At 62.7% G+C, this 397-nt stretch carries 1 pseudogene; it reads right to left on the bottom strand.

The window, feature by feature from the left end:
* Nucleotides 1-198: pseudogene (locus MKL01_RS15300) on the bottom strand (porin family protein); the annotation flags it as partial.
* Nucleotides 199-397: the final 199 nt, after the last annotated feature.

Here is a 397-nt window from a genome sequence, read left to right as displayed (position 1 = left end):
GCCGAAGGCCGAGCCGTTGCTGCGGCTGCTGGCGTCGAACGCGTAGCCGGCGTTGATACCGAAGTAGGCGCCGGTCCAGGTGAACACCGGCACCGGGGTGAACACCGGCGGCGGGGCGGCCCGGCGCGGCAGGTCGGCGGCAAAGGCGGAGCCGGTCAGGGCGGTGAAGGCGGCCAGCGAGGCCAGGAGCTTGGTCATCACGGAAGGTCCCAATTGCGATCTGACGACAAGGCTACCAGTCCGTGGACGAAAAGGCTGTAGTTTTATGGACACATCACCGGCCGGTCGTGCGATCCGGTATAGTAAACCATCCATGAATATGCGTTAGATTGTCGGAATACATCGCGATACACACGACCGAGCGACACAACATCTCGGTTGCGGTTTGGTTGCAGCG

Source organism: Methylobacterium sp. J-070 (assembly GCF_022829385.1).
Taxonomy (GTDB): domain Bacteria; phylum Pseudomonadota; class Alphaproteobacteria; order Rhizobiales; family Beijerinckiaceae; genus Methylobacterium.
Note: the sequence above shows the minus strand (reverse complement) of the source record. Positions and strands in the feature narration are given on the sequence as shown.